The sequence below is a fragment of the Streptomyces sp. NPDC088817 genome, from assembly GCF_044750345.1.
GTDB lineage: Bacteria > Actinomycetota > Actinomycetes > Streptomycetales > Streptomycetaceae > Streptomyces.
The window spans coordinates 1-26,728 of record NZ_JBIVJN010000035.1; the positions used below are offsets into that span (position 1 = coordinate 1).

22 protein-coding genes and 1 pseudogene are annotated in these 26,728 nt (G+C 70.1%); 13 read left to right on the forward strand and 10 right to left on the reverse strand.

The annotated features are described in order from the left end of the window. Nucleotides 1-759: 759 nt before the first annotated feature. The 6 genes from ACIP4X_RS35140 (at nucleotide 760) to ACIP4X_RS35165 (ending at nucleotide 7,385) form a co-directional block, all read left to right on the forward strand. Nucleotides 760-1,704, forward strand: a complete 945-nt coding sequence (locus tag ACIP4X_RS35140) for an SDR family NAD(P)-dependent oxidoreductase (protein WP_358738113.1) — start codon at nucleotides 760-762, stop codon at nucleotides 1,702-1,704. Next, on the forward strand, nucleotides 1,701-2,306 hold the full coding sequence (locus tag ACIP4X_RS35145) for a TetR/AcrR family transcriptional regulator (RefSeq protein ID WP_358738111.1): 606 nt from the start codon (nucleotides 1,701-1,703) through the stop codon (nucleotides 2,304-2,306). The genes ACIP4X_RS35140 and ACIP4X_RS35145 overlap by 4 nt, the downstream gene beginning before the upstream one ends. A 700-nt stretch (nucleotides 2,307-3,006) precedes the next feature. After that, nucleotides 3,007-4,038 (forward strand): Lrp/AsnC family transcriptional regulator, encoded by a 1,032-nt coding sequence (locus tag ACIP4X_RS35150; protein WP_401352407.1) that lies wholly within the window; start codon nucleotides 3,007-3,009, stop codon nucleotides 4,036-4,038. Nucleotides 4,039-4,215: 177 nt separating this feature from the next. Continuing rightward, nucleotides 4,216-5,700, forward strand: a complete 1,485-nt coding sequence (locus ACIP4X_RS35155; RefSeq protein WP_358738108.1) for an amidase — start codon at nucleotides 4,216-4,218, stop codon at nucleotides 5,698-5,700. A gap of 15 nt (nucleotides 5,701-5,715) precedes the next feature. Continuing rightward, complete coding sequence (locus ACIP4X_RS35160) at nucleotides 5,716-5,961, forward strand: hypothetical protein (RefSeq protein ID WP_358738106.1); 246 nt, start codon at nucleotides 5,716-5,718, stop codon at nucleotides 5,959-5,961. Next, on the forward strand, nucleotides 5,958-7,385 hold the full coding sequence (locus ACIP4X_RS35165) for a sodium:solute symporter family transporter (RefSeq protein WP_391460372.1): 1,428 nt from the start codon (nucleotides 5,958-5,960) through the stop codon (nucleotides 7,383-7,385). Before ACIP4X_RS35160 ends, ACIP4X_RS35165 begins: the two co-directional genes overlap by 4 nt. A gap of 178 nt (nucleotides 7,386-7,563) precedes the next feature. Here the strand turns inward: ACIP4X_RS35165 and ACIP4X_RS35170 are convergent, their stop codons facing one another. Further along, nucleotides 7,564-9,090: an AMP-binding protein gene (locus ACIP4X_RS35170; RefSeq protein ID WP_358738103.1), complete on the reverse strand. Its 1,527-nt coding sequence runs from the start codon at nucleotides 9,088-9,090 to the stop codon at nucleotides 7,564-7,566. Nucleotides 9,091-9,106: 16 nt separating this feature from the next. Continuing rightward, nucleotides 9,107-10,501: a malonyl-CoA decarboxylase domain-containing protein gene (locus tag ACIP4X_RS35175; RefSeq protein WP_358738101.1), complete on the reverse strand. Its 1,395-nt coding sequence runs from the start codon at nucleotides 10,499-10,501 to the stop codon at nucleotides 9,107-9,109. Nucleotides 10,502-10,663: 162 nt separating this feature from the next. Here ACIP4X_RS35175 and ACIP4X_RS35180 point away from each other — a divergent pair, with 162 nt between their 5' ends. Further along, a complete protein-coding gene (locus ACIP4X_RS35180; protein ID WP_401352413.1) occupies nucleotides 10,664-11,341 on the forward strand; it encodes a GntR family transcriptional regulator in 678 nt (225 codons plus the stop codon). Nucleotides 11,342-11,676: 335 nt separating this feature from the next. Here the strand turns inward: ACIP4X_RS35180 and ACIP4X_RS35185 are convergent, their stop codons facing one another. Together ACIP4X_RS35185 and ACIP4X_RS35190 are read right to left on the reverse strand one after the other, a co-directional pair. Then, on the reverse strand, nucleotides 11,677-12,510 hold the full coding sequence (locus ACIP4X_RS35185) for a PIG-L family deacetylase (protein ID WP_401352437.1): 834 nt from the start codon (nucleotides 12,508-12,510) through the stop codon (nucleotides 11,677-11,679). 331 nt (nucleotides 12,511-12,841) lie between these two features. After that, nucleotides 12,842-13,480, reverse strand: coding sequence for a helix-turn-helix domain-containing protein (locus ACIP4X_RS35190; RefSeq protein ID WP_391460364.1), 639 nt, complete (start codon nucleotides 13,478-13,480; stop codon nucleotides 12,842-12,844). Nucleotides 13,481-13,598: 118 nt separating this feature from the next. Here ACIP4X_RS35190 and ACIP4X_RS35195 point away from each other — a divergent pair, with 118 nt between their 5' ends. Both ACIP4X_RS35195 and ACIP4X_RS35200 read left to right on the forward strand, forming a co-directional pair. Continuing rightward, nucleotides 13,599-14,588, forward strand: coding sequence for an alpha/beta fold hydrolase (locus ACIP4X_RS35195; protein ID WP_401352417.1), 990 nt, complete (start codon nucleotides 13,599-13,601; stop codon nucleotides 14,586-14,588). Between the two features lie 171 nt (nucleotides 14,589-14,759). After that, nucleotides 14,760-15,716, forward strand: coding sequence for a redoxin family protein (locus ACIP4X_RS35200; protein WP_401352420.1), 957 nt, complete (start codon nucleotides 14,760-14,762; stop codon nucleotides 15,714-15,716). A 196-nt stretch (nucleotides 15,717-15,912) separates the two neighbouring features. Here the strand turns inward: ACIP4X_RS35200 and ACIP4X_RS35205 are convergent, their stop codons facing one another. Both ACIP4X_RS35205 and ACIP4X_RS35210 read right to left on the reverse strand, forming a co-directional pair. After that, on the reverse strand, nucleotides 15,913-16,569 hold the full coding sequence (locus ACIP4X_RS35205) for a hypothetical protein (RefSeq protein WP_401352423.1): 657 nt from the start codon (nucleotides 16,567-16,569) through the stop codon (nucleotides 15,913-15,915). 765 nt (nucleotides 16,570-17,334) lie between these two features. After that, nucleotides 17,335-17,616: a hypothetical protein gene (locus ACIP4X_RS35210; RefSeq protein WP_391460357.1), complete on the reverse strand. Its 282-nt coding sequence runs from the start codon at nucleotides 17,614-17,616 to the stop codon at nucleotides 17,335-17,337. Nucleotides 17,617-17,883: 267 nt separating this feature from the next. Here ACIP4X_RS35210 and ligA point away from each other — a divergent pair, with 267 nt between their 5' ends. Beyond that, nucleotides 17,884-19,971, forward strand: a complete 2,088-nt coding sequence (gene ligA, locus ACIP4X_RS35215) for an NAD-dependent DNA ligase LigA (protein WP_401352426.1) — start codon at nucleotides 17,884-17,886, stop codon at nucleotides 19,969-19,971. A 442-nt stretch (nucleotides 19,972-20,413) separates the two neighbouring features. Continuing rightward, nucleotides 20,414-20,575 (forward strand): annotated as a pseudogene (locus ACIP4X_RS35220) (ISKra4 family transposase); the annotation flags it as partial. Nucleotides 20,576-20,747: 172 nt separating this feature from the next. Here ACIP4X_RS35220 and ACIP4X_RS35225 read toward each other — a convergent pair. The 4 genes from ACIP4X_RS35225 to ACIP4X_RS35240 form a co-directional block, all read right to left on the reverse strand. Then, complete coding sequence (locus ACIP4X_RS35225) at nucleotides 20,748-21,599, reverse strand: hypothetical protein (protein WP_401352429.1); 852 nt, start codon at nucleotides 21,597-21,599, stop codon at nucleotides 20,748-20,750. 280 nt (nucleotides 21,600-21,879) lie between these two features. Continuing rightward, nucleotides 21,880-22,677, reverse strand: coding sequence for a DUF427 domain-containing protein (locus ACIP4X_RS35230; protein WP_401352432.1), 798 nt, complete (start codon nucleotides 22,675-22,677; stop codon nucleotides 21,880-21,882). A 176-nt stretch (nucleotides 22,678-22,853) separates the two neighbouring features. Then, complete coding sequence (locus ACIP4X_RS35235; protein WP_358738084.1) at nucleotides 22,854-23,039, reverse strand: hypothetical protein; 186 nt, start codon at nucleotides 23,037-23,039, stop codon at nucleotides 22,854-22,856. A gap of 540 nt (nucleotides 23,040-23,579) precedes the next feature. Beyond that, nucleotides 23,580-25,007, reverse strand: a complete 1,428-nt coding sequence (locus ACIP4X_RS35240; protein WP_358738082.1) for an MFS transporter — start codon at nucleotides 25,005-25,007, stop codon at nucleotides 23,580-23,582. Nucleotides 25,008-25,209: 202 nt separating this feature from the next. On the opposite strand from ACIP4X_RS35240, the gene ACIP4X_RS35245 reads away from it, so the two are divergent. Then, nucleotides 25,210-25,788 (forward strand): helix-turn-helix domain-containing protein, encoded by a 579-nt coding sequence (locus ACIP4X_RS35245; protein WP_358738080.1) that lies wholly within the window; start codon nucleotides 25,210-25,212, stop codon nucleotides 25,786-25,788. A 391-nt stretch (nucleotides 25,789-26,179) separates the two neighbouring features. Next, entirely contained in the window at nucleotides 26,180-26,713 is a 534-nt protein-coding gene (locus ACIP4X_RS35250) for a hypothetical protein (RefSeq protein ID WP_358738078.1), read from the forward strand. Nucleotides 26,714-26,728: the final 15 nt, after the last annotated feature.

Genomic DNA, 26,728 nt, shown 5'->3' on the forward strand with positions numbered 1-26,728 from the left:
AACTCGGGGTCGATGATCTCGGTCAACTCGCCCAGATGGCCGGGCGCGTACACATCCAGGACTGTCGCGCCGGACCTGACGCTGACAGAATTCTGCGGCAACGGGACCTCCGGGGCACTCGCAACGGCTTCGACACCATGCGGGCGTTGGTGTCGGCGGCCAGGGCGAGGCTGTGGTCGCGATCGGCGGTGTGGGCGTCGTCGAGAGGGCACGGTCGTGGCGGTCGCTGAGCTGTGTGTAGTGGTCGGTGCGTTCGCCGAGCTGAGCCAGTCGGTGGTCAGGGCGTCGAAGTCGATGCTGTGCCGGCCGGCGAAGGGACCGAAGGCCTGCAGGTGCAGGCAGGAGGGGGTGGGCGGCCACCGGGCATCGGCGGCCTCCCCCCGCAGCCGACCCGGCCTGGCGGGTCAGGTCCCAGATCAGCATCGTGATGTGCGGCCGCGTCACGACGTCGCCGAGCCGCATGTCCGGGCCGACCACGTGCTCGTCGGAGTCGTCCGACAGCACACCCACCGCGAGGACCTGGCCCTTGCGCTTCTTGTCGGTCGGCCCGTCGATGGCCGCCTTGAAGTTCGGGTCCCAGTTCGCGGGGTCCCGCACACGCCTCGTGGCCGGGAAGTGCACGCCGTGGATGTAGACCCGTTCGAGCCTGGGAATGCGGGCCGGCATGTCAGCCGCGGTTTCGTCGCCCGAATGCGGAAGTGAACCATGGCATGTTACGGTACTGAGTACCACTTGGAACTTGATACCAAGGAGTCTGCCATGGACAGCCGGACCATCGTGTTGACCGGCGTGACCCGCGGTTTCGGCCGCGAGTCCGTCGAGTTGCTGATCCGGGAACGGCCACAGGACCACTACGTCCTGCTGGCCCGCCGCGGCGGCGAACGTCTCGCCGCGCAACTCGCCCAGGCCACCGGCACTTCCGCGGTCACAGGCGTGGACTGTGACCTCGCTTCGCTCGCCGAGATCAGGCGGGCGGTGGAGGAGATTCTGCGTGGGCTCGACACCGGGTACCTGCCGCCGCTCGGCGGCTATCTCGGCAACGCCGGCCTGACGGTCACGACGACCGAGAAACGCACCACGGACGGGTACGAGATGACCTTCGGGGTCAATGTGCTGTCCCACTACCTGCTCGTCAGGGAGCTGCTGCCCCGGTTTACCGGTCCGGGCTGGATCGTGCTCACCTCGAGCGACTGCCACTTCGGGCAGTTCCGCCATACGCTCGGCGCCACGCCGCCGCCGCGCTGGGAGACGCCGGAACGACTGGCCACGCCTCGTGCCGGTGGCGCGCGGGAGGCCGGGCGGGCGTACGCGACCAGCAAACTCGGCGTCATCTACCTGACCCACGCGCTGGCCCGCCGCCTGCCCGAGAGCGTCGGCGTCTACTCCTACAACCCGGCGCTCGTCGCGGGCACCGATTTCTTCCGCCACGCCCCGGGGCCCGTGCGGGGCGTGCTCAACGGATTCTTCCAGCTTCAGCGATTCCTCGGCCGGGGCACGACGCCGCAGCAGGCGGGCGCGCGGCTCGCCGAGACGATCCTGACCGGGCTGACCGCCCGGACCGGGTCCTACCTCGATCGCGGCCGCCACGTGCCGTCGTCGCCGGAGTCGCACGACGACGCCCGCGAGGAGGAGCTGTGGCGCGAGGCCGCCCGCCTCGTCGACGCTGACCGCCGCGCGGGACGGGCGGATATCCTGGCCGAATGAGCGCGAACAAGTTTCCGGTGGAGTCATTGCGGGACCGCAAACGCCGCCAGACCCGGGAACGGATCATCGAGACGGCCTTCGCGCTCTTCATGGAGCGGGGGTTCGATGTCGTCACCGTGGACGAGATCGCCCAGCGGGCCGAGATCGGCCGCACCACCTTCTTCCGCTACTTCGGCGACAAGCAGGAAGTCGTCTTCTCCACCGAGGAGGACTTCCTGCGCGCGCTCACCGCGGCCATGCGCGACGCGCCCACCGAGCCGCTCCAGGATCTTGCGCAGGCACTGGCCACATCTCGGCGGCTGCTGCTCGTGATCTGCACCGAGGCCGCCCGCAACCCCGGCCACTACGCGGTCTACCACCGTCTGGTCAAGCAGCACCCCGAGCTCGAAGACCGCCACACCCGCAAGACCCGGCACTACGCCGACCTCCTCGAGAAACACCTGATCGACCACGGCACCCCGCCGGCCACCGCCGTCCTCGCCGCCCAGTTGACCGTCGCCTGCTACCAGGTGGCGTGGCGCCTCGGCAGCCACGACGCCACGGCAGTACTCCGCGAGGCGAATGACGCCTTCGACCTCCTTATGGGTGCCACCGCCCCATAACCGGCGGACCGGCCTTCACCCAGCCGGGACATACACAACCTCGCAGCGGACTCGACCACCGGTCCAGCACCCAGGCAGATGCGGTTCCCGATCAATCAGCCGAAACCCCGCCACTGTGAACTCGATCGCCCCGGCTCTCTCCCCCCGGGACGCTTGGCATCCTTCCAGGCCAGGGCTCGGGCCGCCTCGATGGGGGTGCGCAGCTGGTCGGCCGGGGCCCAGAGCACGGTCGCCGCGCCGTCCTTGCGGTCACGGAGCCGTCTATCACGATGACCCCGCCCTCGTGCGGAGCCGTCGCCGGCTGCTCGCGCAGCAGTTCAAGCCGCCGGTCGTTGGCCTGCTCGGCCCCCCAGGAGGACTCGGGCAGTTGCACCTCCGGCGTCCGACCGGCGCGTTTCTGGGCGCCGGACCGAGCAGGACCAGTGGGCTGTCGCCGCGTGAACCGGCCCGACGGCGACGCCGTCAGCCAGCCCCGCTCGGCCAGCCGCCTCGCCTTGGACCGCACCCCCTCGATCTTCGCGGGCACCAGCTCCGACTGAAGCCCGGCGGCAAGCTGCTTCGCCGAGATCCCCTCGCCCTCACCCGCACCGGATTCCACCAGCTCGACGATCCGCCGGTAGTCCACCGCGAGCGCGTCCACCGTCGCCGCCTCGTGCCCGCCCCCCTGGGTACAGGGTCGCCCGGAGTTAGGGTCGTTGCCGTGACGTACCCAGTACCGGCGACGCCGGCCACGCCGACCGCCCCCGCAGCCCCGCCCGCGCCCAGGGGCCCTCTCGACGAGCTCGACCGGCGGATCGTCGCCGCTCTGCAGATCGATGGGCGGGCCTCGTGGCGGCGGATCGCGGGGGCCCTCGGGGAGCCCGAGCGGAAGGTGGCGCGGCGCGGGTTGCGGTTGCTGGAGAGCGGGGACGTCGCCGTGCGCGGGCTTGTCGTGCGGGGTGAGACCGTGATCCTGCGGATGACGTGCCGGCCGGGCGCCGTGCGGGAAGCGGCCGTGGCGGCGGCCCGGCGCGCGGACTGCATCTTCTCGTACGCGCTCGCCGGGCCGGTCGACTGCGTCGCCGAACTGCAGTGCCCGCCGGGCCGGTTGGCGCCGCTGATGTTCGACGAGGTGCCCGCGCTGCCCGGACTCGTCTCGCAGAGCGTGTCACCGGTTCTGCGGTATTTCCGCACGGTGCACGAGTGGTCGCCCGCGATCCTGGACGCCGGGGAGGTCGAGGCGCTCGGGGGGCCGTCCGGGATCGTCGACGACCTCGCTCTGCCGGACATCGAGGTCGGGCCGGAGGAACTGGCGATCCTGGGGGCGCTCGCCGAGGACGGGCGGCGCACGCACGAGGAACTGGCGGCCGTCGCCCGGGTGTCCGTGGCGACCGCGCGGCGCCGCGTGGAGACGATGACGCGGGAAGGCCTCGTGAGCATCCGGGCCGCCGTCGAGCCCGCACTGCTCGGCCTGCCGGTCGAGGCGCTGCTGTGGATCAAGGTCAGGCCCGACGAGGTCGAGAAGGTGGGCCGGCTGCTCGTCGAGTCGCCGCTCGTGCGGTACGCGGCCGTCGTGATGGGTGAGCATCAGCTCCTGGTCGACGTGACGCAGCCGTCGAAGGCCGCGCTGCACGCGTTCCTCACCGCCTCACCGTGGGTGCGGCACGTGGAGGCCGTGCAGTCCCATCTGGTCGTCGAGTCCTTCAAGCGCAGTGGTGTCGAGTTCCCGGGCGCCGATCGCGAACCTTCGTAACGCGACTGAAATCTTCACCACTGAGGATTGCACGTCTTAAAACTTCATCATGGCCAACCTATTGACTGAAAGAGTCAGTAGCTTCAGTGTGGTGCACCACACGCGTCGCGCCTCGGCCACCGGCCGGATCTGCATCACCGCGGCGACGCCCACCGTGCCTGCTGCCCTAGGACTGCCATGCCCGTCGCTCCCGGCCCCGTCGCCCCCAGCTTCGCCGAATCCGCCGCATCCGGCTCCGCCGTCCCCGACGGGGACGAGATCTGCGTGCTCGACGCCGTCGACCTCGCGGCCCGCATCCGCCGCGGAGAACTCTCGGCGCGCGAGGTCGTCCGGGCCCACCTCGACCGCATCGAGCGTCACAACCCCGCCGTCAACGCGATCGTCACCCTCGACTCGGAGGGCGCGCTGGCCGCTGCCGCCGCCGCGGACGAGCGGCAGGCGCGCGGCGAGGACCTCGGCCCGCTGCACGGGCTCCCCATCGCCTTCAAGGACACCCACCTCACCCGCGGCATGCGCACCACGCACGGCTCGCCGCTCTTCGCCCAGCACGTCCCGCACGAGGACGAACTCCTCGTGCAGCGCATCCAGGGTGCGGGCGCCATCCGCATCGGCAAGACCAACGTCCCCGAGTTCGCGGCCGGCTCGCACACCTTCAACCCCGTCTTCGGCGCGACCCGTAACCCGTACGACATGACGCGCTCCGCAGGCGGCAGCAGCGGCGGGGCCGCGGCCGCGCTCGCTGCCGGGTTCCAGCCGCTCGCCGACGGCAGCGACATGGGCGGCTCGCTGCGCAACCCCGCCTCCTTCTGCAACGTCGTCGGCCTGCGCCCCACCCCCGGCCGCGTCCCCTCGCACCCCTCCGGCAACCCCTGGGACACCCTCGGCGTCGCCGGGCCCATGGGCCGCACCGTCGCCGACACCGCGCTGCTGCTGTCCGTCATGGCGGGGCCCGACCCGCGCGTCCCGATCTCCCTCGACGAGCCGGGCGCCGGCTTCCGCGCGCCGCTCGGGCGGAACACCGCCGGGCTGCGCGTGGCGTTCGCCCCCGACCTCGGCGCCCGGGTCCCCGTCGACCGCGACGTGCGCGACGTCGTCGAACGGCAGGCCAAGGTCTTCGAGGACCTCGGGTGCGTCGTCGTCGAGGACTGCCCCGACCTGGACGGCGCCGAGGACGTGTTCCGCACGCTGCGTGCCCACGAGTTCAACCTCGGTCTCGGCGAGCTGCTCGACAGCGATCGCGCGTCCCTGAAGCCGAGCCTCGTCTGGAACATCGAGGAGGGGCGGCGCCTGACCGGCGCCGACCTCGTCCGTGCCACCACCGGGCACGCCCGCATCCACCTCGCCGCCACCGCCTTCTTCGAGCGGTACGACGTGCTGATCGCCCCGGTCAGCCAGGTCACCCCGTTCGCCATCGAGTCGGAGTACCCCACCGACATCGACGGAGAGGCGCAGCACACCTACCTCGACTGGATGCGCTCCGCGTACTTCGTCACCGTTCTGGGCTCACCCGCCCTCTCCGTCCCCGCCGGCTTCACTCCGGCCGGGCTTCCCGTCGGCCTCCAGATCGTGGGCCCACCCCGCGCCGAGAGGACCGTGCTCGAGACCGGTGCCGCCTACGAGGCCGCCACCGGGCACGGACGCCGTCGCCCCTCCCTCCCGTAGCCGTATGGAGCCCCGATGAGAAAACCGCACGTCCTCTGGGCCGCCGTGCCCGTAGTGGCTTTCCTCAGCACACCGTTCCTGCCCTTCGTCAACGGCCCGCACCTCTGGTTCGGCATCCCCTCCGTCCTCGCCTGGTGCCTGCTGTGGACGGCGGGTACGACGGCTTCGCTCGCGCTCGTCGAGCACTTCGCCCACCACACCGACGAGGACGGCGAGGACGACAACGTGACGCGCGACGCGTACGAGGAGGTCGCCGCGTGAACACCACCATGGCCATCACCCTGGTCGGCATCGTGACCATCGCCGTCGTCGGCATGAGCGGGCGCCGCCCGAGCCGCGGGGAATTCGGCGAATGGACCGTGGGGAAGCGCAAGTTCTCCACCTTCACCACCTGGTTCCTGCAGGCGGGCGAGTCTTTCACGACCTTCAGCTTCCTCGGTCTCGCCGGCATCGCCTTCGGCGGCGGCGTCGCCGCGGCCTTCGCGCTGTGCTATCTCGCGATCAACTTCATCCTGCAGTACTTCACCGCGCCCCGCATGCGTGAACTGGGCCTCAAGGGAGGCTACTTGACACAGGCCGACTTCTTCGCCGACCGCTTCCGCAGTCCCCTGCTCGGCAAGGTCGTCGCCGTCGTCGGCGCCGTCTTCCTGCTGCCGTACCTCCAGCTCCAGATCACCGGGCTCGGGCTGATCGTGCAGCTTGCCACCGGCAGCCGTACCGGCGGCAACCTGAGCATGGTGCTCGCGACCGTCCTCACCGTCGCCTTCGTCCTGTGGTCCGGCATCCGCGGCATCGCGCGTGTCGCCTACCTCAAGGACGCGCTGATGATCGTCGGGCTCGTGGTGCTGATCGTCGGCGTGGCACTGTCCGTGAACGGCGGCATCGGCGGCCTGTTCGAGACGGTACGGGACAGCCACCCGAATTTTCTGACGCTCCATCAGGACGGTTACGACGCCACGTTCTTCGTCACCGCTGTCATCATCTCCGGCATCGGTGGCGGACTCGGCACCATGGCCCACCTGTGGCCGCCGGTCCTCGCCGCCGGCAGTGGGCGCGCGCTGCGCAAGAACGCGGTCTGGCTGCCGCTCTACCAGATCGCGCTCGGCATCCCCGTGATCGTCGGGTTCGCCGGAATCCTGCTGGTGAAGCCGGACTCCCCCGCGAACGCGGTCGCCTTGACCCTCGCGGGCCAGACCCTGCCCGGTTGGCTCGTCGGCATCGTCGCGGTCGCCGCGGCCTCGGCGGCGATGGTGCCGTCCGCGGCCATCGTCGTGGGCATCTCCAGCCTGCTGTCCCGCAACCTGCTCAGCGTCCGCAACGAACGCGCGCAGCTGCGCACCAACCACCTGTGCGCCGTCGCGGCCGCCGGCCTCGCCCTCGTACTCGGACTGACCAGGCCCGGGCTCCTGTCCGACCTGCTGCTGCTCACCTACGGAGGCCTCACCCAGCTCGCCCCGGCGATCGTCATGGGCCTGGCCAAGAAGGTCCGTCTGGACGCGGTGCCCGCGCTGCTCGGCATCCTGACCGGCGTCGGCGTCCTGATCTGGCTCACCTTCGGAGGCGTGGACGTCGGCACGGTCGACACCGGGCTCATCGCCCTCGTCCCGAACCTGGTGGTCACGGCCGTCGCCCAGCTCGTCGTACGGTCCCGCTCCCTCGCCCCGGTCCCGGCCGAGGCCAACTGACCGGCCGCCGGGCGGCGCGCGGTATGAGGCCGCGCGCCACCCGGCGGCCCATCGCGCTCTCAACTCCCCTACGGGTTACGGCTTGTCACCGTTCGCGGTGAGCCGCAGACACGCAGTGAAGGGCCGTCTCCACGACGGCCCTTCACTGCGTGTCTGCTCCTGTCAACCCCGCTACGGATCAGGTGTTCGAGCCCACGAACAGGTCTTGGTAACGCTTGCGCAGCTCGGCCTTCTGCACCTTCCCCATCACGTTGCGCGGCAGCGCCTCCTCGACGCGCACGGCGCGCGGGTGCTTGAACCGGGCGAGGTCGTCGGCGATGAACTTCAGCAGCTCGGCCTCCTGGGGCTGCCGGCCCGGCGCCGGTACGACGACGGCCACGACCGTCTCCCCGAAGTCCGGGTGCGGCACACCGATCACAGCGGACTCCAGCACCGTGGGGTGGGCGTCGAGCAGCTCCTCGATCTCCTTCGGGTAGATGTTGTAGCCACCGGAGATCACCAGGTCCTTGCCCCGGCCGACGATGCACAGATAGCCGTCCGCGTCGATGCGGCCCAGGTCACCGGTGATGAAGAAACCGTCCGCGCGGAACTCGGCCGCCGTCTTCTCGGGCAACTGCCAGTACCCATTGAAGACGTTGGGGCCACGGACCTCGATACTGCCGACTTCACCGTCGGGCAGCCCCTGTCCGGTCTCGCCGTCCACCACCCGGATCTCCGTGCCGGGCAGCGGCTTGCCGACGGTGCCGGGCTTACGCGGGCCGCCCTCGTACGGGTTGGTGGTGTTCATACCGGTCTCGGTCATCCCGTAGCGCTCCAGGATGGCGTGGCCCGTACGTGCCTCGAAGGCCTCGTGGTCGCTCGCGAGCAGCGGGGCCGAGCCGGAGACGAACAGCCGCATCGACGCGCAGGTCTCCGGCGTGAGCCGGTCGTTCTTCACCATCCGGGTGTAGAAGGTGGGCACGCCCATGAGCACCGTGGCCCGGGGCAGCAGATCCACGACCGTGTCCACGTCGAACTTCGGCAGGTAGTACATGGAGGCACCGGCCGCCAGGGTCATGTTCGCGGCGACGAAGAGCCCGTGGACGTGGAAGATCGGCAGGGCGTGGATCAGCCGGTCCTGGTCGGTGAACTGCCAGGCTTCCAGCAGCGCCTGGCAGTTGGAGGCGAGGTTGCCGTGGGTCAGCACCGCGCCCTTGGAGCGTCCGGTGGTGCCGGAGGTGTAGAGGATCGCCGCCGGGTCTCCGGCCGACGCGTCGACGACCTCGTCGTGGCTGCCGTCGCCCTCCAGCAGGGTGCCGTCGCCCTTGATGCCGAGGGTCTCGACGACGAGGTCCTCCCCTTCGCGGTGCGCGTGGTCGGCCCGCCGCTCCGGCGCGCAGACCAGCACACGCGGCCGGGCGTCGCCAATGAAGTACTCCATCTCCGCGCCGGTGTACGCGGTGTTGAGCGGCAGGAAGACGCCGCCGATCTGCAGCGTCGCCAGATACAGCGCGATGGCCTCCGGGGATTTGTCCACCTGCATGGCGACCCGGTCACCGGGGGTGACACCGTCGGCGACGAGCCGGGCGGCGATCCGTCGCACGGTCCGCGCCGTCTCGCGGTAGGTGATCCGCCGGCCGTCGGGCAGCTCGAAGAGCGCTTTGTCCGGCTGCCGCTCCAGCTGTTCGGCGAAGGACCGGTGGATGGTGGTGAAGGGTGGTGCCATCAGGGGTGTTCCTCTCTCATCGATCGTTGGGGGCGGTGGAGGCCGTGGAGGTGTCCCTGGCGCGGGGCACCTCCGCGGCCTCGGGGAAGGCGTCGCGCAGCGGTCCGCCGAGGTGTACGGCGCCGTGGCGGGCGAAGTCCTCGTGCCGGCGCACCAGTTGCCCGGGTTCGTAGCGGTAGTTGATCATCGCGCCGTACGACTGCCGCCAGGCTTCGGCCGAGTTGTTCGCCGGCCAGTTCAACTGCCAGGCGGCGGCCCCGTTACCCAGGTGGAAGCGGGCGACCGGATCGAGGGGGCGTCCGTCCTCGCGCCGCTCGACCGCGACGTACCGGGCCAGGGCGGGAAGGAGCTGGGCACGGATCCGTTCGACGTCCGCCGCCCCGAGATCTGTCGGCCCCTCCAGGGCGTCCAGCTCACGGACGAGCTGCCTCAGCTCGGCGTCTCGCCCGGCCTGCTCACCGAGCCACCGCCGGAATCCGGGGAGGGGAGAGAGCGTGACGAACTGTGTCAGATGGGGCAGTTGCTCGCCCACCTGCTCAATGACCTGTTTGATGAGGAAGCTGCCGAAGGAGACTCCGGCCAGGCCGTCCAGGGCGTTGTTGATCGAGTAGAGCGCCGCCGTGTCCGCGTCCGCGGGGCTGAGCGCCGGGCCGGGCTCAAGGAGCGGAGCGATACGGTCCGGCAGGCCGCGCACCAGAGCGACCTCCACGAAGATCAGCGGCACCTCCCCGGTGGCCGGATGGAAGAACGCATAGACAGCACGGTCCTCCGGCTCCAGGCGACGGCGGAGCTCGGCACTGCTCTCCATCGGGTGGACCTTCTCGCCCCGCATCAGGTGCTGGTGCAGCTCCTTCGGCGCGTCCCCGGTGACCTCCGCCATGCTAAGAAAGCCTCGGTTGAACCACGAGGTGAGCAGGTGGTGGAAGTCATGGTCGAGGGGCCGCAACTCGGGGTGCCCGTGCATCAGCCGGCGCAGGTCCGCGCGCATCTCGACCAGGGCGAGCGTGGCGTCGGGTGCGTGGTTCATCCGGCGGAGCAGCTGCTGGCGGGCCGGCTCGACCACGTCGAAGAGCCGGACCAGCTCCTCTTCACCCCGGGACCCGGCGCTGCGGGCGTCCTCCCAGCGGCGGAAGGCGGCACGGACCTGATCGGCGTCGGCGTCGTAGGTCTGGGTGATGTGGCTGAAGAAGGCCCGCCTGCCGTCGTCGTCGAGCTCGTCGTAGGCGGCGAGGGCCCTGGCCGCGACCGCGCGCATCGAGGCTTCACCCACGTCGCTCATCAGTACTTCGCAGGCGGCGAGCAGCTGGTCCAGGGAGGAGTCCAGCGGTTCTCCGGTCGCCGGATCCGCGCCGCGCCGCCGCCCGAGGGCCTGGAACAGGTCGGTCAACAGCCAGCCGTCGTGACGTTCCATGTCCGCACCTTCCGTACGCCCCTGGTCACGCTCGCCTCTGATGTCGCCCTGGCTTGAATCCATGGCGACGAACGATATATATAACAGCGCCACCGTAGGACACATCGAGACTCGTGCACCACCCCCTGCACGCCCGGATAACCTGACCACTCGGAGGTACACATGGCCCGGGTCCCGGAATCCCAGCGCGTTCGCGACGCACTCGAGAACGCTGTCGTCGACGGTCACTACCGTCCCGGCGAGCGTCTGGATCCTGCGCGACTCGAACAGGAGTTCGGCTGCTCCCGCACGCCGATCCGGGAAGCCCTCCAGGCTCTGGAGCGCTCCGGACTCGTACAGATCCGCCCCAAGCAGGGCACGTACGTCACCGAGCTGAGCGTCTCCGAGCTGGCCGAGCGCTTCGAGGTCATGGCCGAGCTGGAGGGGATGGCGGCGCGGCTATCCGCCCGCCGGATCGACCGGGAGGCGCTGGACGACCTCGAACGCGCCCTGCGGGAGTGCGAGAGCCACGCGGCGGCCGGCGACGCGGACCGCTACTACTACGCCAATGCCCGGTTCCACGGCATCGTCTACAACTCCTGCGGCAACGAGTACCTGCGACAGCAGGCCCACGCGCTCAAGCGAGCCTTGCAGCCGTACCGGCGACTGCAACTGCGCGTCCCGGACCGCATGCGCCGCTCCCTGGCCGAGCATCGCGAGATCGCCGACGCCATCACCCGCGGCAACGCCGAGACGGCGGAGCACGCCGCCCGCGACCACGTACTCGTCCAGGTCAGGGAGTTCAGCCAACTGGTGCGGACATGGCGGCAGTTGACGGAACCGGTGGGCGACACCGGATGAGCACACGGCCGCCGGGGGCCGCGGTTCTGATGCCACGCCTCCCGACCAGGATCGCGACACCATTCGGGCATTCCCGCCGGGTTCAGGCCTGGGCGTCGGCGGCAGCATGGTGGCGGCGCCCACCACCTGCGCCAGCCCGCCGACCACCACGGCCCATCCAAGCCAACCGATAGCAATTCCTGCCGCTGGCAGTGGCGAGCGGTAACAGGCTGCCCGACAGCCCCGTCGATTCCCCCTATCGGCGGGGCTGCTCCACACTGAGGGCCGAGGTGGAGGCGGCGAAGCCCCCTCCGTACAGGTCATAAGCCTTCTCAGGCTCCCGGTGGGCGGGCGGATCAGCGCAGGCCGGCGAAGAGATCGTTCTCGGGCACGGCCGCGCCGGTGGTGTCCTGGACGCGTACGAAGGTCTCGACGCCCATCAATTCGGTGAACCTCTCCCTGCCCATCCCGAGGAAGAAGATGTTCTCGCTCTGGCTGGCATGCGCGGCCAGCGCATCGAACTTCTGGCCGCCGAACGCGGTGGTGTCCACCCAGGTGGTGATCTCCTCGTCGGGCAGTCCGATCTCCGCCATCGCGGCGGCCTCAGCGGGATCCGGCTCCTGTCCGCCCGCACCGAACTCGCGCATGGTCTCCCCGAACCGCTGCATCATCGAGCGGGGTGCCGTCGTCCAGTACACCTTCGGTGTCAGCTCGGTCATCGCAAGCGCCGCCATCGTGATGCGGTTGGCCTGGATGTGGTCGGGGTGACCGTAGAAGCCGTTCTCGTCGTAGGTGACGACCACATCGGGTCGGTAGTGCCGCAAGAGTTCCGCGAGTCGGGCAGCGCCCTCCTCCACGGGTGTCCGCCAGAAGGACCCGGGGGCGTCGTTGGCCGGCCAGCCCATCATTCCGGAGTCGGCGTAGTCCAGCATCTCCAGATGACTGATCTTCAGAATGTCGCAGCTTGCCTCAAGTTCCTGACGCCGCATCAAGGCGACGGCTGCCGGATCGTGCCCAAAATCACCTGGCTTGACACCACCCGGTCCGTCACCGCAACCACCGTCGGTACACGTCACGAGAACCGTGCGGATGCCTTCCGCCGCGTACCGCGCGAGAACACCTCCCGTTCCAGTGGCCTCATCGTCGGGGTGGGCGTGTACCGCCATGAGCGTCAACGGCCCGTCATTCATGAAACTGTCCTCCTGTGTGAAAAGGTCTCGATCCGAGTCCGCGGCGGGCACATGAGCGGGCGTCCCTCAATAGCAGATGACCGGGTGCACCGCGGACTCGAAGGCGCCGGATCACGTCGGGGCGGACGATCTTTTGGTCTTCCTGTTCCCCGCTCGTGTGGCGCCGGTTCTCGGCTGGTGCAACAGTGCCGGCCGGACACATTGTTCCCGCCGCACACGTTCGGTCCGGATGCAGGCGCTCAACGCGAACTGACGGGTGGCAAGCCGGCACTGCCAGCTGACCGGGCGTCAGCAACTGTGCAGGAACAGGTTCCGGACGCTGTCCTCCGCACTACCGGGCCCCACGGCCGGGGGCTGCAGGGGTGGTGCGCGGTCGTAGGCGCTCTCCCTGCGGCCCGAACATGATCAGGTATTCGACCGGCTCGCCGAGTCCGGCGTTCGCGACTCCGTGGGCGGTGCGGGTGTCGAACTCGGCGACGTCCCCGGCGCTCAGGACGAGGTCCTGCTCGCCGAGCGCCAGCCACAGCCGCCCGTACAGGACGCACAGCCATTCGTACCCGTCATGGGAGACCTGCCGCGGCCGCGCCGGCGGCGCGTCGACGGCGGGCAGGACGTGCTTGTGGGCGTGCAGGCCCCCCACGTACCGGGTCAGCGGCAGCACCACCTTGTCGTCGGCGGGACGCTGCGGCACCCGGGTCCGCGGGCCGGCCTCGGCGACGGGTGCGGTGCCGGCCAGCTCGTCCAGTGAGATGTCGTACGCCTTCGCGAGCCTCAGCAGCACCTCCAGGGTCGGCTTGCGCCGGCCGGTCTCGATCCGCGACAGCGTGCTCAGCGAGATGCCGGTCGCACGGCTGACCTCAGTGAGCGTGGCGCCGCGCTGCTCGCGCGCGGCCCGCAGCCGGGGGCTCATGGCCGCCAGCGTGTCGGCCATACCGTCGTCCGTCACCCTCGTCCCGCTCCCTCCGGCCATGCCGCTTCCACCGCACTGTCCTGCAAGTTTGCCAGCATGGCAAGGGTTCTCGCGTCGGGAGGCCGCCGCGCCGCATGATCGGTGGGTAACCGCTGCCGCCCGTGAACCGAGGAGAGCCATGTACCAGCCCGCGCCGTCCGCCGACCTGCGCCACCGCACCATCGAGGCACCCGCCGGGCGCCTGCACCTGGTCGAGCAGGGCACCGGACCGCTGGTCCTGCTCGTCCACGGCTTCCCCGAGTCCTGGTACTCCTGGCGCCGCCAGCTCCCCGCCCTCGCGGCGGCGGGGTACCGGGCCGTGGCGCTCGACGTGCGCGGCTACGGCCGCTCCTCCAGGCCGGCCGCGACGGACGCCTACCGGATGCTCGACCTGGTGGAGGACAACGTCGCCCTGGTGCGCGCCCTGGGCGAGGAGAGGGCGGTGGTCGTGGGCCACGACTGGGGCTCCAACATCGCGGCGGCCTCCGCCCTGCTCCACCCCGAGGTCTTCCGCGCCCTCGGACTGCTGAGCGTCCCCTACGCGCCGCCCGGCGGCCCCCGCCCCACCGACGTCTTCGCGCAGATGGGCGGCGACCAGGAGTTCTACGTCTCGTACTTCCAGGAGCCCGGCCGGGTCGAAGCGGAGATGGAGCCCGACGTCCGCGGCTGGCTCGCGGGCTTCTACGCGGCCCTTTCCGCCGACACCATGGCCGCCCCGGGCGAGCCCGACCCGCACTTTGTGTCCCGCTCGGGCGGCCGGCTGCGTGACCGCTTCCCCAGCGGCAAGCTTCCCGCCTGGCTGACCGAGGACGACCTCGACGTGTACGCCGGGGAGTTCGAGCGGACCGGCATGACCGGGGCCCTCAACCGCTACCGCAACATGGACCGCGACTGGGAGGACCTCGCCCAGCACGACGGTGCCCCGATCAAGCAGCCGTCCCTGTTCATCGGCGGCGCCCTCGATGCCTCCACGACCTGGATGGCCGACGCGATCGACGCCTACCCAGCCACCCTCCCCGGACTGGCCTCCGCCCACATCCTGGACGGCTGCGGGCACTGGATCCAGCAGGAGCGCCCCGAGGAGGTCAACCGCCTGCTGACCGCCTGGCTCGACTCCCTCCAGGGCTGAATCACGGGGCGTGGCGGCCGGGCCCCGTCGCAGGAGGACCCCGGCCGGCGCACCCGAGAGCAGTGCACCCCAGGGCAGCGCCCGAAACTCACGCCCGCTCAGTGGGACGTCCTCGCCGCGGCTTGACCTTACCCTCGGGGGCAGGGTTTAGCGTTCATCGAGGTGAGAGGCATGCAGATCAGTGAGCTGGCTCGTCGGGCGGGCGTGACAACGAAGGCGGTGCGCTACTACGAATCGCTGGGCCTGCTCACGCCCCGGCGGCTGGCCAACGGCTATCGGGACTACGACGAGCACGACGTGCGACTGACGCGGGAGATCCGGGCGCTGGGCAGTCTCGGAATTCCTGTTGAGCGTACCCGCCCGTTCCTGGAGTGCCTCACGACCGGCCATCGACACGGCGACGACTGTCCGGCCTCGCTGGTCGGCTACCGCGACGCCATCGCCGAGCTGACCCAGCGGATCGAGGGACTCACCGCCCGTCGGGCGGTACTGGTCGCGCACGTGGAACAGGCCGCCCACCGCGGCAGCCGCGTCTCACCGGCCGATGGAGGAGAGGACCTGATGACTGACTACACGAGCATGCCCGCCGACCTGCCTGTCCCCGAGGACGACGGCGCAGCCATTCATCTGCTCGGCACGAAGGTGCCGCACCTGGAACTCCGGAGCACCGGCGGCACGGCCGTCCGCCTCGACGCGCTCGGCGCGGGCCGCACGGTGATCTACATCTACCCGCTCACCGGACGCCCAGGCGTCGACCTGCCCGACGGCTGGGACTCGATCCCCGGTGCCCGCGGCTGCACCCCCGAGGCATGCGGCTTCCGCGATCACTACCAAGGTCTCCTCGCCGCCGGCGCGGACGGAGTGTTCGGCCTCTCCAGCCAGGAGGCCGACTATCAGCGTGAGGTCGTCGAGCGGCTCCACCTGCCGTTCCAGATGCTCTCCGACCCCTCACGGAGCCTGGCGCGGGAACTCGGCCTACCCACGTTCGGGACCAGCGGGCTGACGCTCTACAAGCGGCTGACTCTGATCGTCCGCGACGGCGTGATCGAGCACGTCTTCTATCCGGTCTTCCCCCCGAACGAACACGCCGACCAGGTACTTACCTGGCTCCGGAACAACCCCCTGTAGAGGTCGCTGTTCAGCGCCTGCTGCCTCCGGGCGCGAGCAGACCAAGGATGGCACGCACTGGTACAGCAGGACGTTCCGGGACACCTGCTCCCACCACAAGGGCGTCAGGTACTGGTACCGGTGGCCCGGCAGACGCTGCGCCCGCGCCCGCGCCCGCGCCCGCGCCCGGAGACGATCCGGGCGGGGCGCGGCGTTGTCAGTGCTCGTCGTCGACGCGATTGGCCCGGTCATCGATGACGATCTCCACATGCTCGACGTCGCCATCGCGGTGCGGATCCCTGATGATCTCGTCGACGGTCTCGGTGAAGCGCTGGTGGAGGTGGCCGGCGATGGCGCGGGTCACAGGGTCGGGCTCGGTGCGGCTCACCCGGTCGAGGCTGGTGATGGCGGCAACAATGCTGGGGCCGGAGACGCAGACGGTGACGAAGCCGTCGTCTTCGTCGACTGCTCCCGGGACGTGGAAGTGCCGGTCTCCAGCAGCGTGTTCGACGAGGAACGCCCACGTATCGCGGTGCATTTGGAGTTCGGCTGCGGAGATTCCGGCGGCGGCCTTGAGAAGTTTCGACGGGTCCTTCCCTTCCGGTTGACTGCTCGCCGCCTGGACCGGGATCGGTTGCGCGGGCTGTCGGCCGGGTTCGCTCATGCTGTTCTTGATGGTGGCGAGTTCGTGGCGGATGTCGGCGAGCGGGTCGCCGACCGTCCTCCGGATCTCTGCGAACCCGTGAGTGATGGTCGTGCTGGCGTCTTGCCTGGCCTGGTCGATGACGTGCTGCTGGGCGTTCACGCACTCGCGCAGTTGCCGCAGTTCTCGAAGGATCTGCTCTATGAGGTCGCGGTCGCCGCTACCGAACACAAGGCCCCCCTTGGTCGCCTGCCGACCTCGATCAGCGTGGAGGTGAGGCGACTTGTCGACAAGGACGCGAATCGGACAACAGGTGCCTCCGGCCGGACGCTCCGGCCGCAGGCACCTTCAGGCGCTTCGGTCTGATCGGGTGCGCGTGCCAGTGCACCGAGCGACAGGCGTGGCGATGGACACCGATCTCCCCGTGGCAGTGCTCCGTTCGGGTGCATTGCGGTTACGTGCGGTGCGCGGGGGCGTTGGGCCGGTATGGGCAGGAGTCGCAGGTTGCAAGAGCTGTCGGGACCGGCAGCGTTCGATCAGCTGCGAGCGCAGTTGGCTCGGGCGGCCGCTGGGGTCGTGAAGGCTGAGAAGTCGCCGCGGCCCAAGTTGTTCAAGGAGGCGCTGCATCCGGCATCCGCGGAGCCGGACGACAGGGGGGAGTTGCCGTCGCCCGACTCAAGTGACGTCGCTCCCCCGGGCTTTTCGCCGCCCCGGTGCGTGCGGACGTCGGTGGAGCAGCCCCGCTCGCGCACCGTTGACCCGGTTTCGGCGGACAAGCCGGCCAGCCACAAATAAATACTGACCGCCCTCTGGAACGGGCTGCCTTCCGGGCTCACCCAAGAAGTGTGTCCGCGTGGTGCTGCTGGCAGTGGGTCGATTCTCGGCTGCCGCGGGTTCTCCACAGCCCGCTGCACTGGTCGATCGGCACGGCCGTCAGCCCCATGGCCGACCCAGGCCTGAGCTGGCCTACTTGCCGGTTCCGCTGAGGTATGCCGCTCATGGGTAGTAGGCGTAGTCGAATGCTACGGCGCCCCGGTGATCCTGCTTCCGAGCCGCACGTCGTTCGTCAGCTGGATGCCGGAGAACATCGGATCCGTTTCGTCGTGCAGCCAGCTCCATCCGCGCGACCAGCTTGGAGCGGGCGCTGTTCGTGTGGATGACCCAGCCGTCGGTGCCGGGTCGCACCACAGCGCATCCGGGCGGTGACATCTCGATGAACGCCGCCGCGGGGTGGCCGTCCCGGAACGTCGCGACGGTCAGCACGGTGGACGCGCTCACGCTCCCGGACCGCGTCATGAGCAACGGACGCGACATGGTCGGAGGCGAGGTTGCCCGCAGTCAGCGCCGAGGACGTTGGAGACCTCGTGGGCACCGATCTCCACCCCAGCAGCAAGGCAGCCAAGAAACCGCTGTTCCACCTGCCTGCCGCGCTCGCACTGACAAGTGCGGCTGGGCGCCGCACAGCCAGCGTCCCGTCTTCTTCACGGCCGCTCTTTCGTCCCGCCGCATCGGGCGATGTCAGTGGCGGCAGGGAGGATGACGGGCATGACAACACCTGCAGCTGTGATCATGGATGCCGCCACCTACGCACAGGCGGTCGAGGACGCGGTGATGGCGTCGGCCGCCTATTACGCGGGTGGGACATCGGCATTGGACGATGACGCCTACGACCGGCTGGTGCGAGGCATCGCCGAGTGGGAGGCCGAACATCCTGATCAGGTGCTGCCTGGCTCTCCGACGGGGAAGGTCGCCGGTGGCGCCGTGGAGGGCGATGTCCCGCACACGGCGGCGATGCTGAGTCTGGACAACGTGTTCTCACCGGAGGAGTTCACCGCTTGGACTGCCTCGCTGGCCCGGCGCATCGGCCACGAGGTCGAGCGGTTCAGCGTCGAGCCGAAGCTGGATGGGCTCGCGGTCGCCGCCCGTTACGCCGGCGGCCGCCTGAGACAGCTGATCACACGCGGGGACGGGATGGCCGGCGAGGATGTCTCGCACGCGATGGGCACGATCGAGGGACTGCCCGACGAACTCGCCGAGCCGGTCACCGTGGAAGTCCGCGGCGAAGTCCTGATGACGGCCGCTCAGTTCGAGCACGCCAACGAGGTGCGTACCGCACACGGCGGGCAGCCGTTCGCCAACCCGCGCGGCGCCGCGGCAGGCACCCTGCGTGCCAAGGAGCGTACCTACAGCCTGCCGATGACGTTCTTCGGCTACGGCCTGCTGCCCCTGCCCGATACCGAGACGGCCCTCGCCGCGCGGCTGGGCGAGCTCGCGCACAGCGAACTGATGGCGCAGGCCGCCGCGTTCGGGATCAACACCACCGCCACCACCGCGGTGCCCGGTATCACCGCCGGCACCGTCGAGCAGGTGCTGGCCCGGGTGCAGGAGATCGCCGCCCTGCGAGCCGAGTTGCCGTTCGGGATCGACGGGATCGTCGTCAAGGCCGACCTGGCCGCCGACCAGCGGACGGCAGGATCGGGTTCGCGCGCCCCGCGTTGGGCGATCGCCTACAAGCTACCGGCCGTCGAGAAGATCACCCGGCTGCTCGAGGTGGAGTGGAACGTCGGCCGCACCGGCATCATCGCCCCGCACGCCGTCTTGAAACCGGTGGAGATCGACGGTGCCGCCATCACCTACGCCACCCTCCACAACCCGGCCGACATCACCCGCCGCGACCTGCGTCTGGGAGACCAGGTCATGGTCCACCGGGCCGGTGACGTCATCCCACGCGTCGAAGCCCCCGTCGCGCATCTGCGCACCGGCGACGAACAGCCCATCGCCTTCCCCGAGACGTGCCCGCGCTGCGGGGCCGGCATCGACACCAGCGAGCAGCGCTGGCGCTGCGAGAACGGACGCAGCTGCCACCTGGTGGCCGCCCTGTCCTACGCGGCCGGCCGCGACCAGCTCGACATCGAAGGCCTCGGCCACACCCGCGTCGTCCAGCTCGTCGACGCCGGCCTCGTCACCGATCTCGCCGACCTGTTCGCCCTGACTCGCGAGCAGCTTCTGGGCCTGGAGCGGATGGGCGCGACCAGCACCGACAACCTCCTCGCCGCCATCGCCTCGGCCAAGGGCCGGCCGCTGTCGCGGGTGTTGTGCGCGCTCGGGGTCCGCGGCACCGGCCGCTCCATGTCCCGCCGTATTGCCCGGCACTTCGCCACCATGGACAACATCCGTGCCGCGGACGCGGAAGCGATGCAGCAGGTCGAGGGCATCGGCACCGAGAAGGCCCCCTCGATCGTCGCCGAACTCGCCGAACTCGCACCGCTCATCGACAAACTCGCCGCCGCCGGGATGAACATGACCGAACCCGGCGCCACGCCACCCACCCCACACGACGGCAACACCGGCGACCAGGACGAGACCACCGAGCGTGAGGGCGGACCGCTGGCCGGGATGACCGTGGTCGTCACCGGCGCGATGACCGGCCCCCTGGAGAAGCTCAGCCGCAACCAGATGAACGAGATCATCGAACGAGCAGGCGGCCGTTCGTCCTCCAGCGTCTCCAAGAAGACCGCCCTGGTCGTCGCCGGAGACGGAGCGGGGTCCAAGCGAGCCAAGGCAGAGGATCTCGGTATCCGCCTGGCCGCCCCGGACGAATTCGCCTCCCTGGTCGCCGACTACCTCAACTAGGCCTCCAACTAGGAGCGTTACCCAGCTCACACCGGGGGCTGCGCGGGAACAACCCGAGACAACCGACCGTTCACCTACACGTGGCTCGCGGAGGGGACAGTGTCCCCGGGCCGCACCCATAGCCCACGGGGACGATCGTCCGGCGGAAGCCCCGCGGAGCCTTCCGCCGAGAGGCGACCGCCCTCCGCACGTCACCGCCTTACGGCCCCGGCTGGTCTCCCCCGTCCAGCCGGGGTCTTTGCGTTCTGAGTGCGGCGATCGTTGTGCCGATGCCGACGGCGACAAGGAGGCCCGCCCCTGCGGCGATCCATGGGGTGGCGTCGGCGCCGGTGTGTGCGAGAACCCTGCCGGTTCCTTCGGCGCCGACGCACCAGGAAACTCGCCGTCCCGGCCGCCCTGGAGCAGCGGACCGCCCTGCGTCGCACGATGTCCGTTGCGGGACGTGCTCGGCAAACGCCGACCGAGGGCTCGTGGTCGCCGCCGCGGTCGATGTCGACGGCTTCTACGGGACCCGGATCCTTTGCGGCCTCATGATGCCGCTGGTGATCCGGCGGACGACAAGGGTGTGGTCATGCGGCCTGAGGCCTTGCGGGAGGCCACGCGCACGTACGTCTGGGGCGCCGCCCACGCCTTCCATCAACCCGGCACCACTGAAGCCCAAGCATGGGCGCCGACCGTCTTACCGCCATCCTCGCAGGTCGAGCTGCCCACGCTGCCGCCGAAATGACCAGCCAGGCTGAGCGGGAACACTTGCAGACTGCGCCCCGCCGCCGACCCTACTTGGGGCGACGGTGACCGAGAGCTCGAGCGAGTTCACCGACTGGCGCCAGCATGTGTCCGCCATCGCCCGCGCACCACCAGACAACCTCGCGCTCCCGCTCCGAGCCATGGACGCCGAGGTCATGCCGGGGACACACCGGCCAGACCTGCCAGGTCCATTCGAGCAGGCTCTCCTGCATCAGGATCGCCAGGCTGGTCAATGCCGTGGCCGGGTCGTCGCACATGCGCGGCAGGATGGGCCCGCCCCAGTTGAGCCGTCCGCCGTCGGCAAGACGAACACCGGCTCCCACCGGGAACCAGTCCTCCAGGATCTCGATCTCCGGTTCGCCCTCGATCCCACGCGTGGGCAGGTCGCGGGCCACGATGCGCAGCGCGGCGCGCAACGTCTCCAATCGCTCGGGAGCGAGGTCGAAGCCGGGATCGAAACCTACGTCGTCCAGGATGCGCCGGGCCAGGGCAGCCATCTCCGCCGGCGACACCTCGGCCGGGTTCCGCTCGACGACCTCCAGGACGGCGTCGGTGTAACGGAACCAGTCGAGCAGTTCGCAGGCGAGGGCAACGACGTCCTGGGGGTCGAGGTCGCCCTCGCGCAGGCCGAGGTAGACCTTTCGCTCCAACTGTCCAATATCCGCTTCGTACTCAGCCATGGCGTTGCTCACCGGCCCAGTATCCCGACGCGGCGCGGTTCCCCGCTGCATGGCTTTTCGGCATGACGTCTGACGGAGCGCGCGGACGCCGTGGAACTCCCGGTGCTCATGCTGCTGATGATGGAGGTTTTCCTCGACGCGGCGCAGACGGGCAACCTCGCGTTCCTGGAGAACGTGCTCGCCGAGGACGTCGTCAGCCACTCCGACGGCGGGGGCCCCTCGGGGCGTCCAAGATCCCGGTCGTGGGCCGTACGCACGTTCCCACTACCTGTTCGCCTTCGCGCCGCGCTTCTGGCCCGCCGCGGGGATCCGGTGGGTCGAGACCAACAGCCGTCCGACAGTCCTGGTCTCTCCCGGTCTCGCACGACGGGAACCCGGTGGCCCTGCTGTCCGTCGAGGTGTCTTCCGGGGGCATCGACCGCATCATGACGGTCGTGTCCGTGCGCGGGGCGAGTCAACACTCAAGCATGGAAACACGCTGTCACGGGGCGGAGGGGGCGGGGGGAGGGCCCTGCTTCGCGGGACCCGGGAGCAGCGTGCCGTCGACGTACAGATCGACGTGCTCGTTGTAGAACGCCACCATGCCGGCGATGCGATTGGCGTGGGTCGTCGGGAAGTCGTAGGCCCAGGCGATGTCCTCGTGGGTCTCGTCACCGCCGTCGAACGACCAGTAGCCGCTCGTCGTGCCCTTGTACGGGCATTGGGTCACCGTGTCCGAGGCGCGCAGCCGGGTCAAGTCGACGTGGACGCGGTCGAGGTAGTACCGAGTCGGCAGGCCCGTCTCGAAAAGCTTCACGCACTGCGGCGCGTCGGCCAGCACGGTCCCTTCCAGTTCGACGCGCACGCTGCTGGAGGAACGCAGCGGGTCCACGCGGGAGTAGGGGCTTCGCGGGTGGACGAAGACGGGTTCGTCCTCCTCGAACCACGCGTCGAGCGCGTCCCACTTGAAGCGGACGGTACCGTGCAGCGCCTCGGGCGCGCCCTGCTCCCAGACCCACGCGGCGCCTTCGCGCACCTCGGAGCCGACGCGCAGCGAATGGCGCCGCGCGGGGCCGACGCTCAGCATCTCGGCATGGTCGTCGTCGGTCAGCACGCCTTCAGCCAGGTCCCCGACCGGGATGCTGAATTGAGGGTAGGCGGGCCATTCCCATACGTACACGGCGCGTCTGGTGTCGAGGGCGATGCGGCCGCCGACCATCGCCCGGATGCGCCGCGGCACCGGCTCGACATGTCCGACCGGCACGATCAGGGCGGGATGCAACACACTTTCTTGCGTCATGGGGTCACCTCGGTTCACTCATTCCGCGCGTCCCGGCGACTCCGGAACCGGCCCCTCGGGCGCGAGTGCACCGTCCTGGCCCGGAGTTCGCTCTTTCGCTCGCATGCTACCGATCCGGGCCGGACATACCACCTCGAAACCGCCAGGGTGAGTGACGTACATCACTGATCACTCTGTCACAGCCCGACGGGCAGCCCGGTCAGTAGGGCGTAACCGCGACACGACGAGGAGAGGATGGTCATCGCCGAGGCGCCGTCCGGGACGGAGAGCGGCGCGGCGTCCTGGAGCATCCTGGCGGCCGTCTGCCATCCTCCGGTCCACCCGTGCTCACCGTGCCCGGCCGCCATGTGATCGTGTGACATCGCCCTGTACCTCCGTGAGTCCACCGTGTCATGGGCTCCGAACGACCGCGCGGCGGACATGCGTGTCCGTGCATCAGCACCCATGACCGTTTCCTCATGCTGACCGGACACGCCGCGGATCTGTGACATCAGGTGACAGACAAGGACTCCGCGACCGGCGCCGGGCCCGGTCCGGTCCAGCCGCGGCGGCACGCCACCTCGGCGCCTCCGCCACGCGAGCCAGGCAGGCTTCCGGCGTGAGGCTGATGGCCACGGACTGCCGCCCTCCGGTGCGGGCCGCTCGCGGCGGTCCCTGTCAGCGGCATGACGGGTGGCGCGACATGTATCGGGCGCACCCGGCTTGCACAAGGGCGATCCATTCGCGGGCCCGGCTCTCCATGACGAACGTATCGGCACCGACCGGCCGGTGCCCGGCCCCCGGCTCCTGCCTGAGGGCTGCGCCAAGTGGCTGGTCGGCCTGGGGGGCCGTGCGCTACCGAGCGGCACCACACCCCGCTGCGTGATCACGCGGTGGGTACCGCGTGATCACGCAGGTCGGCATTACCGCACGCGTACGGGTGCTGCTGCCGACCGCTCCGCGACCGGGCCGGTGACCCGGTTCGGGCGGCGGACCGGGACGAGGAGTGCGGCGCCGACGGCGGTCAGGCAGAAGAAGGTGAGCAGGGCCCAGGCGTGGGTGTAGCCGGAGGCGTACGGCAGTCCGGAGGGCTGGAGCCGGCCGGTGACCAGGACGCTGGTGAGCGCGGCGCCGATGGAGCCGCCGATGGTGCGGATGTTGGCGTTCATGCCGGTGGCGGCGCCGGTCTGCTCGGGCGGGACGCTGACGACGATGAGGTTGGCCATCGAGGCGAAGGCCAGTCCGATGCCGAGGCCGAACAGGCCGGCGACGACACCGATCTGCCACTGCTCATCGCGCCAGAGGGTCAGGAAGCCGCAGGCCAGCGCACCGAGCGCGGCGCCCGCGGTGAGCTGCGCCTTGGCGCCGAAGCGGTGTTCGAGACGGCCGCCGATCACGCCCGAGAGGAACATGGCGATGAGCATCGGCAGCATGAGCAGGCCGGACTCGGTGACGGTGGCGCCGAAGCCGTAACCGGCCGAACTCGACGTCTGGACGAAGCCCGGGAGGAAGGACCAGATCGCGTACATGCCCGCACCGAACAGCAGGGCGGCCGCGTTGGTGGTCCACACGGCGGGCAGCCGCATCACACGCAGGTCGATGAGCGGGGTGGCCGAGCGGGACTCGGACCCCAGCCAGACCGCGAACAGCACGACGGCCACACCGAACAGGCCGAGCACCTTGGCCGAGCCCCAGCCCCACTGGCCTGCCTGGCTCAGCGGCAGCAGCAGCGCCACCAGCCAGGCGGAGAGCAGCCCGGCACCGAGCCAGCTGACGCTGCCCCCGGCCCTCTTGGGCGACTCGGGGACATAGCGGGCGGCGATCAGGACGGTCACGGCGACGACGGCGACCGGGATCCAGAACAGCCACTTGTAGTCCAGCGCCGAGACGATGGGACCGGCGGCCACGATGCCGACGCCGCCGCCGGCCGCGATCACCGCGGAGAGGTTGCTGATGCTGCGGCTGACCTCGGCCGGGGTGAACTCGTCCCGGATGATGCCGAAGGAGAGCGGGAACAGGGCGCCGCCGATGCCCTGGACGACCCGGGCGATGATCAGGACGCCGATGTTCGGCGCGAGGGCGGCGAGCAGACAGCCGGCCAGGACGGCCAGCAGGACGACGACAAGGGTGCGCTTCTTGCCGATCAGGTCGCCGACGCGGCCGAGTATCGGGGTGAAGACGGAGGCGGACAGCAGATACGCCGTCATCACCCAGGTCGCGGTGGACTGCGAGGTGTGCAGCGCGTGCTGGACGGTCGGCAGGGCCGGCGCGACCAACGACTGGAGCATGGAGAACACGCCCGCACCGGTCGCGAGGACCGCGAAGGTGAGGCGGGTGGAATTGCGGGGCATGAAGGAGCCTCTCCGGCATCGGAACGGAGGGAAATGTCTGGGAGCGTGCGGGAGAGCGGGCATTGGGCCGCGTCCGGCCATGGCGGCACCGCCCCACCCTGCTAAAGTGGAGGTACCCCTCCACTCTACCGGAGGCACCCCTCCGTTTCAAACCGAATTCGAGGAACCCCTCCGGTTCACTCTTGTCCCGCGGGAGGCAGCAATGACGGACAGCCCGTTCCCCGTCAGCGAGATCGTCACGTCCCGGCGACCCCACCGTAAGGACGCGGCCCGCAACTACGACGCGCTGATCGCGGCCGCGCGTGAAGCGTTCGCCGAGCAGGGAGCGGACGTCTCCCTGGAGGACATCGCCCGCCGCGCGGGAGTCGGCATCGGCACCCTGTACCGGAACTTCCCCACCCGCCGCGACCTCTTCGAGAGCGTCTACGCGGACGAGGTCAACGCCCTGTGCCGGGCCGCCATGGAGCTCACCGACCTGGAGCCGTGGGAGGCCCTCACCTCCTGGCTGGACCGCTTCACCGGCTACATGGTCACCAAGCGAGCCGTGCGCGAGGCCCTCAACGACGAGTCGAAGATCTTCTCCGCCTGCCGCAACTCCATGTACGCGGCCGGTGGCCCACTGCTGGAGAGAGCCCAGAAGGCGGGCGTGGTGCGGACGGACATGCAGATCGGCGACCTGCTGCGGATGGTCTCAGGCATCACCGCAACGGCTTTCGAGGACGAGGCCCAGCGCGACCGCGTCATGGCCATCGCCCTGGACGGCGTGCGAACGCTTCGCTGAACCGGTCGACGAACAACCGGAGCGGTGGAAGCGGCACGTGCTGCCCCAGGGGGTCCGTCCCGTCTTGGAGGTGGAAGGGGGCCAGCGGCGGAGAGAGTACCGCCGGTCGCCCTGCTGGAACCGTTGCCGGCCGAGATGCGAGAGCGGGCGCCGGCCTGGCAGCGGCATGCGCGCAAGGTAGAGACCGGCTTTCCCGACGCGGTGGGGCGGGGCCGTCCACGTGAGCAGTTCGATCCGTCGGTACGGAGCCTGGCACAGCGGGAGGAAGCGAAGGCTCACGAGCTGACGGTGGCGGGCTGGGGCCGACGCCCTGGCCCGCGCGGTGCAGCTCGCGCTCGCTACGCTGCGGTCGGCACCCGCGGAGGCGGAGGCGTGGGACGCGAAGGCTGGTTTGCTGGAGTGGACGTGCTGGGAGACGGCCGAGCACCTGGCGGACGACTGGTTCTTCTACGGCATGCAGATCGCGACGCCCGGCCTGCCGGCCGGCACCTATGTCCCGCTCGAGATGCACCGCCAACGGCCCGAAGGGCCGGTCAACATACTCCAGGCCGCGCGGGAGCCGGGCCCGTCCGGGCTGCTGACAGTTCTGGAGGCGTGCGGTGCGATGCAGGTCTCCCTGACTCGCACAACTCCCCCGTCGACCCGTGCCCATCACGCTTTCGGCGCCTCGGACCCGGCCGGTTTCGCGGCGATGGGCATCGTCGAGACCCTTCTCCACACGTACGACATCGCAGCCGGTCTTGGCATGGAATTCACCGCCCCCGACGACCTCTGTGCGCTGGTCCTCGGACGGCTCTTCCCGCATGTGGAGCGCGGCGAGGAGCCGTGGCAGACGCTGCTGTGGGCGACCGGGCGAGGTGAGCTCGCGGGGCGGGAACGGCTGGAGAAGTGGCGCTGGTACGGGGAGGTGCGTGAGGCGGAGTGAGGATCGTTCCCGCTC

Excerpts from the sequence above, each read along its gene's own strand:
- ACIP4X_RS35240 (WP_358738082.1), bottom strand. The coding sequence starts at position 25,007 with ATGCCCCGCAATTCCACCCGCCTCACCTTCGCGGTCCTCGCGACCGGT.
- ACIP4X_RS35180 (WP_401352413.1), top strand. The coding sequence starts at position 10,664 with ATGGCCCGGGTCCCGGAATCCCAGCGCGTTCGCGACGCACTCGAGAAC.
- ACIP4X_RS35160 (WP_358738106.1), top strand. The coding sequence starts at position 5,716 with ATGAGAAAACCGCACGTCCTCTGGGCCGCCGTGCCCGTAGTGGCTTTC.
- ACIP4X_RS35195 (WP_401352417.1), top strand. The coding sequence starts at position 13,599 with ATGTACCAGCCCGCGCCGTCCGCCGACCTGCGCCACCGCACCATCGAG.
- ACIP4X_RS35185 (WP_401352437.1), bottom strand. The coding sequence starts at position 12,510 with ATGAATGACGGGCCGTTGACGCTCATGGCGGTACACGCCCACCCCGAC.
- ACIP4X_RS35200 (WP_401352420.1), top strand. The coding sequence starts at position 14,760 with ATGCAGATCAGTGAGCTGGCTCGTCGGGCGGGCGTGACAACGAAGGCG.
- ligA (WP_401352426.1), top strand. The coding sequence starts at position 17,884 with ATGACAACACCTGCAGCTGTGATCATGGATGCCGCCACCTACGCACAG.
- ACIP4X_RS35170 (WP_358738103.1), bottom strand. The coding sequence starts at position 9,090 with ATGGCACCACCCTTCACCACCATCCACCGGTCCTTCGCCGAACAGCTG.
- ACIP4X_RS35155 (WP_358738108.1), top strand. The coding sequence starts at position 4,216 with ATGCCCGTCGCTCCCGGCCCCGTCGCCCCCAGCTTCGCCGAATCCGCC.
- ACIP4X_RS35145 (WP_358738111.1), top strand. The coding sequence starts at position 1,701 with ATGAGCGCGAACAAGTTTCCGGTGGAGTCATTGCGGGACCGCAAACGC.
- ACIP4X_RS35140 (WP_358738113.1), top strand. The coding sequence starts at position 760 with ATGGACAGCCGGACCATCGTGTTGACCGGCGTGACCCGCGGTTTCGGC.
- ACIP4X_RS35235 (WP_358738084.1), bottom strand. The coding sequence starts at position 23,039 with ATGTCACACGATCACATGGCGGCCGGGCACGGTGAGCACGGGTGGACC.
- ACIP4X_RS35245 (WP_358738080.1), top strand. The coding sequence starts at position 25,210 with ATGACGGACAGCCCGTTCCCCGTCAGCGAGATCGTCACGTCCCGGCGA.
- ACIP4X_RS35230 (WP_401352432.1), bottom strand. The coding sequence starts at position 22,677 with ATGACGCAAGAAAGTGTGTTGCATCCCGCCCTGATCGTGCCGGTCGGA.
- ACIP4X_RS35190 (WP_391460364.1), bottom strand. The coding sequence starts at position 13,480 with ATGGCCGGAGGGAGCGGGACGAGGGTGACGGACGACGGTATGGCCGAC.
- ACIP4X_RS35175 (WP_358738101.1), bottom strand. The coding sequence starts at position 10,501 with ATGGAACGTCACGACGGCTGGCTGTTGACCGACCTGTTCCAGGCCCTC.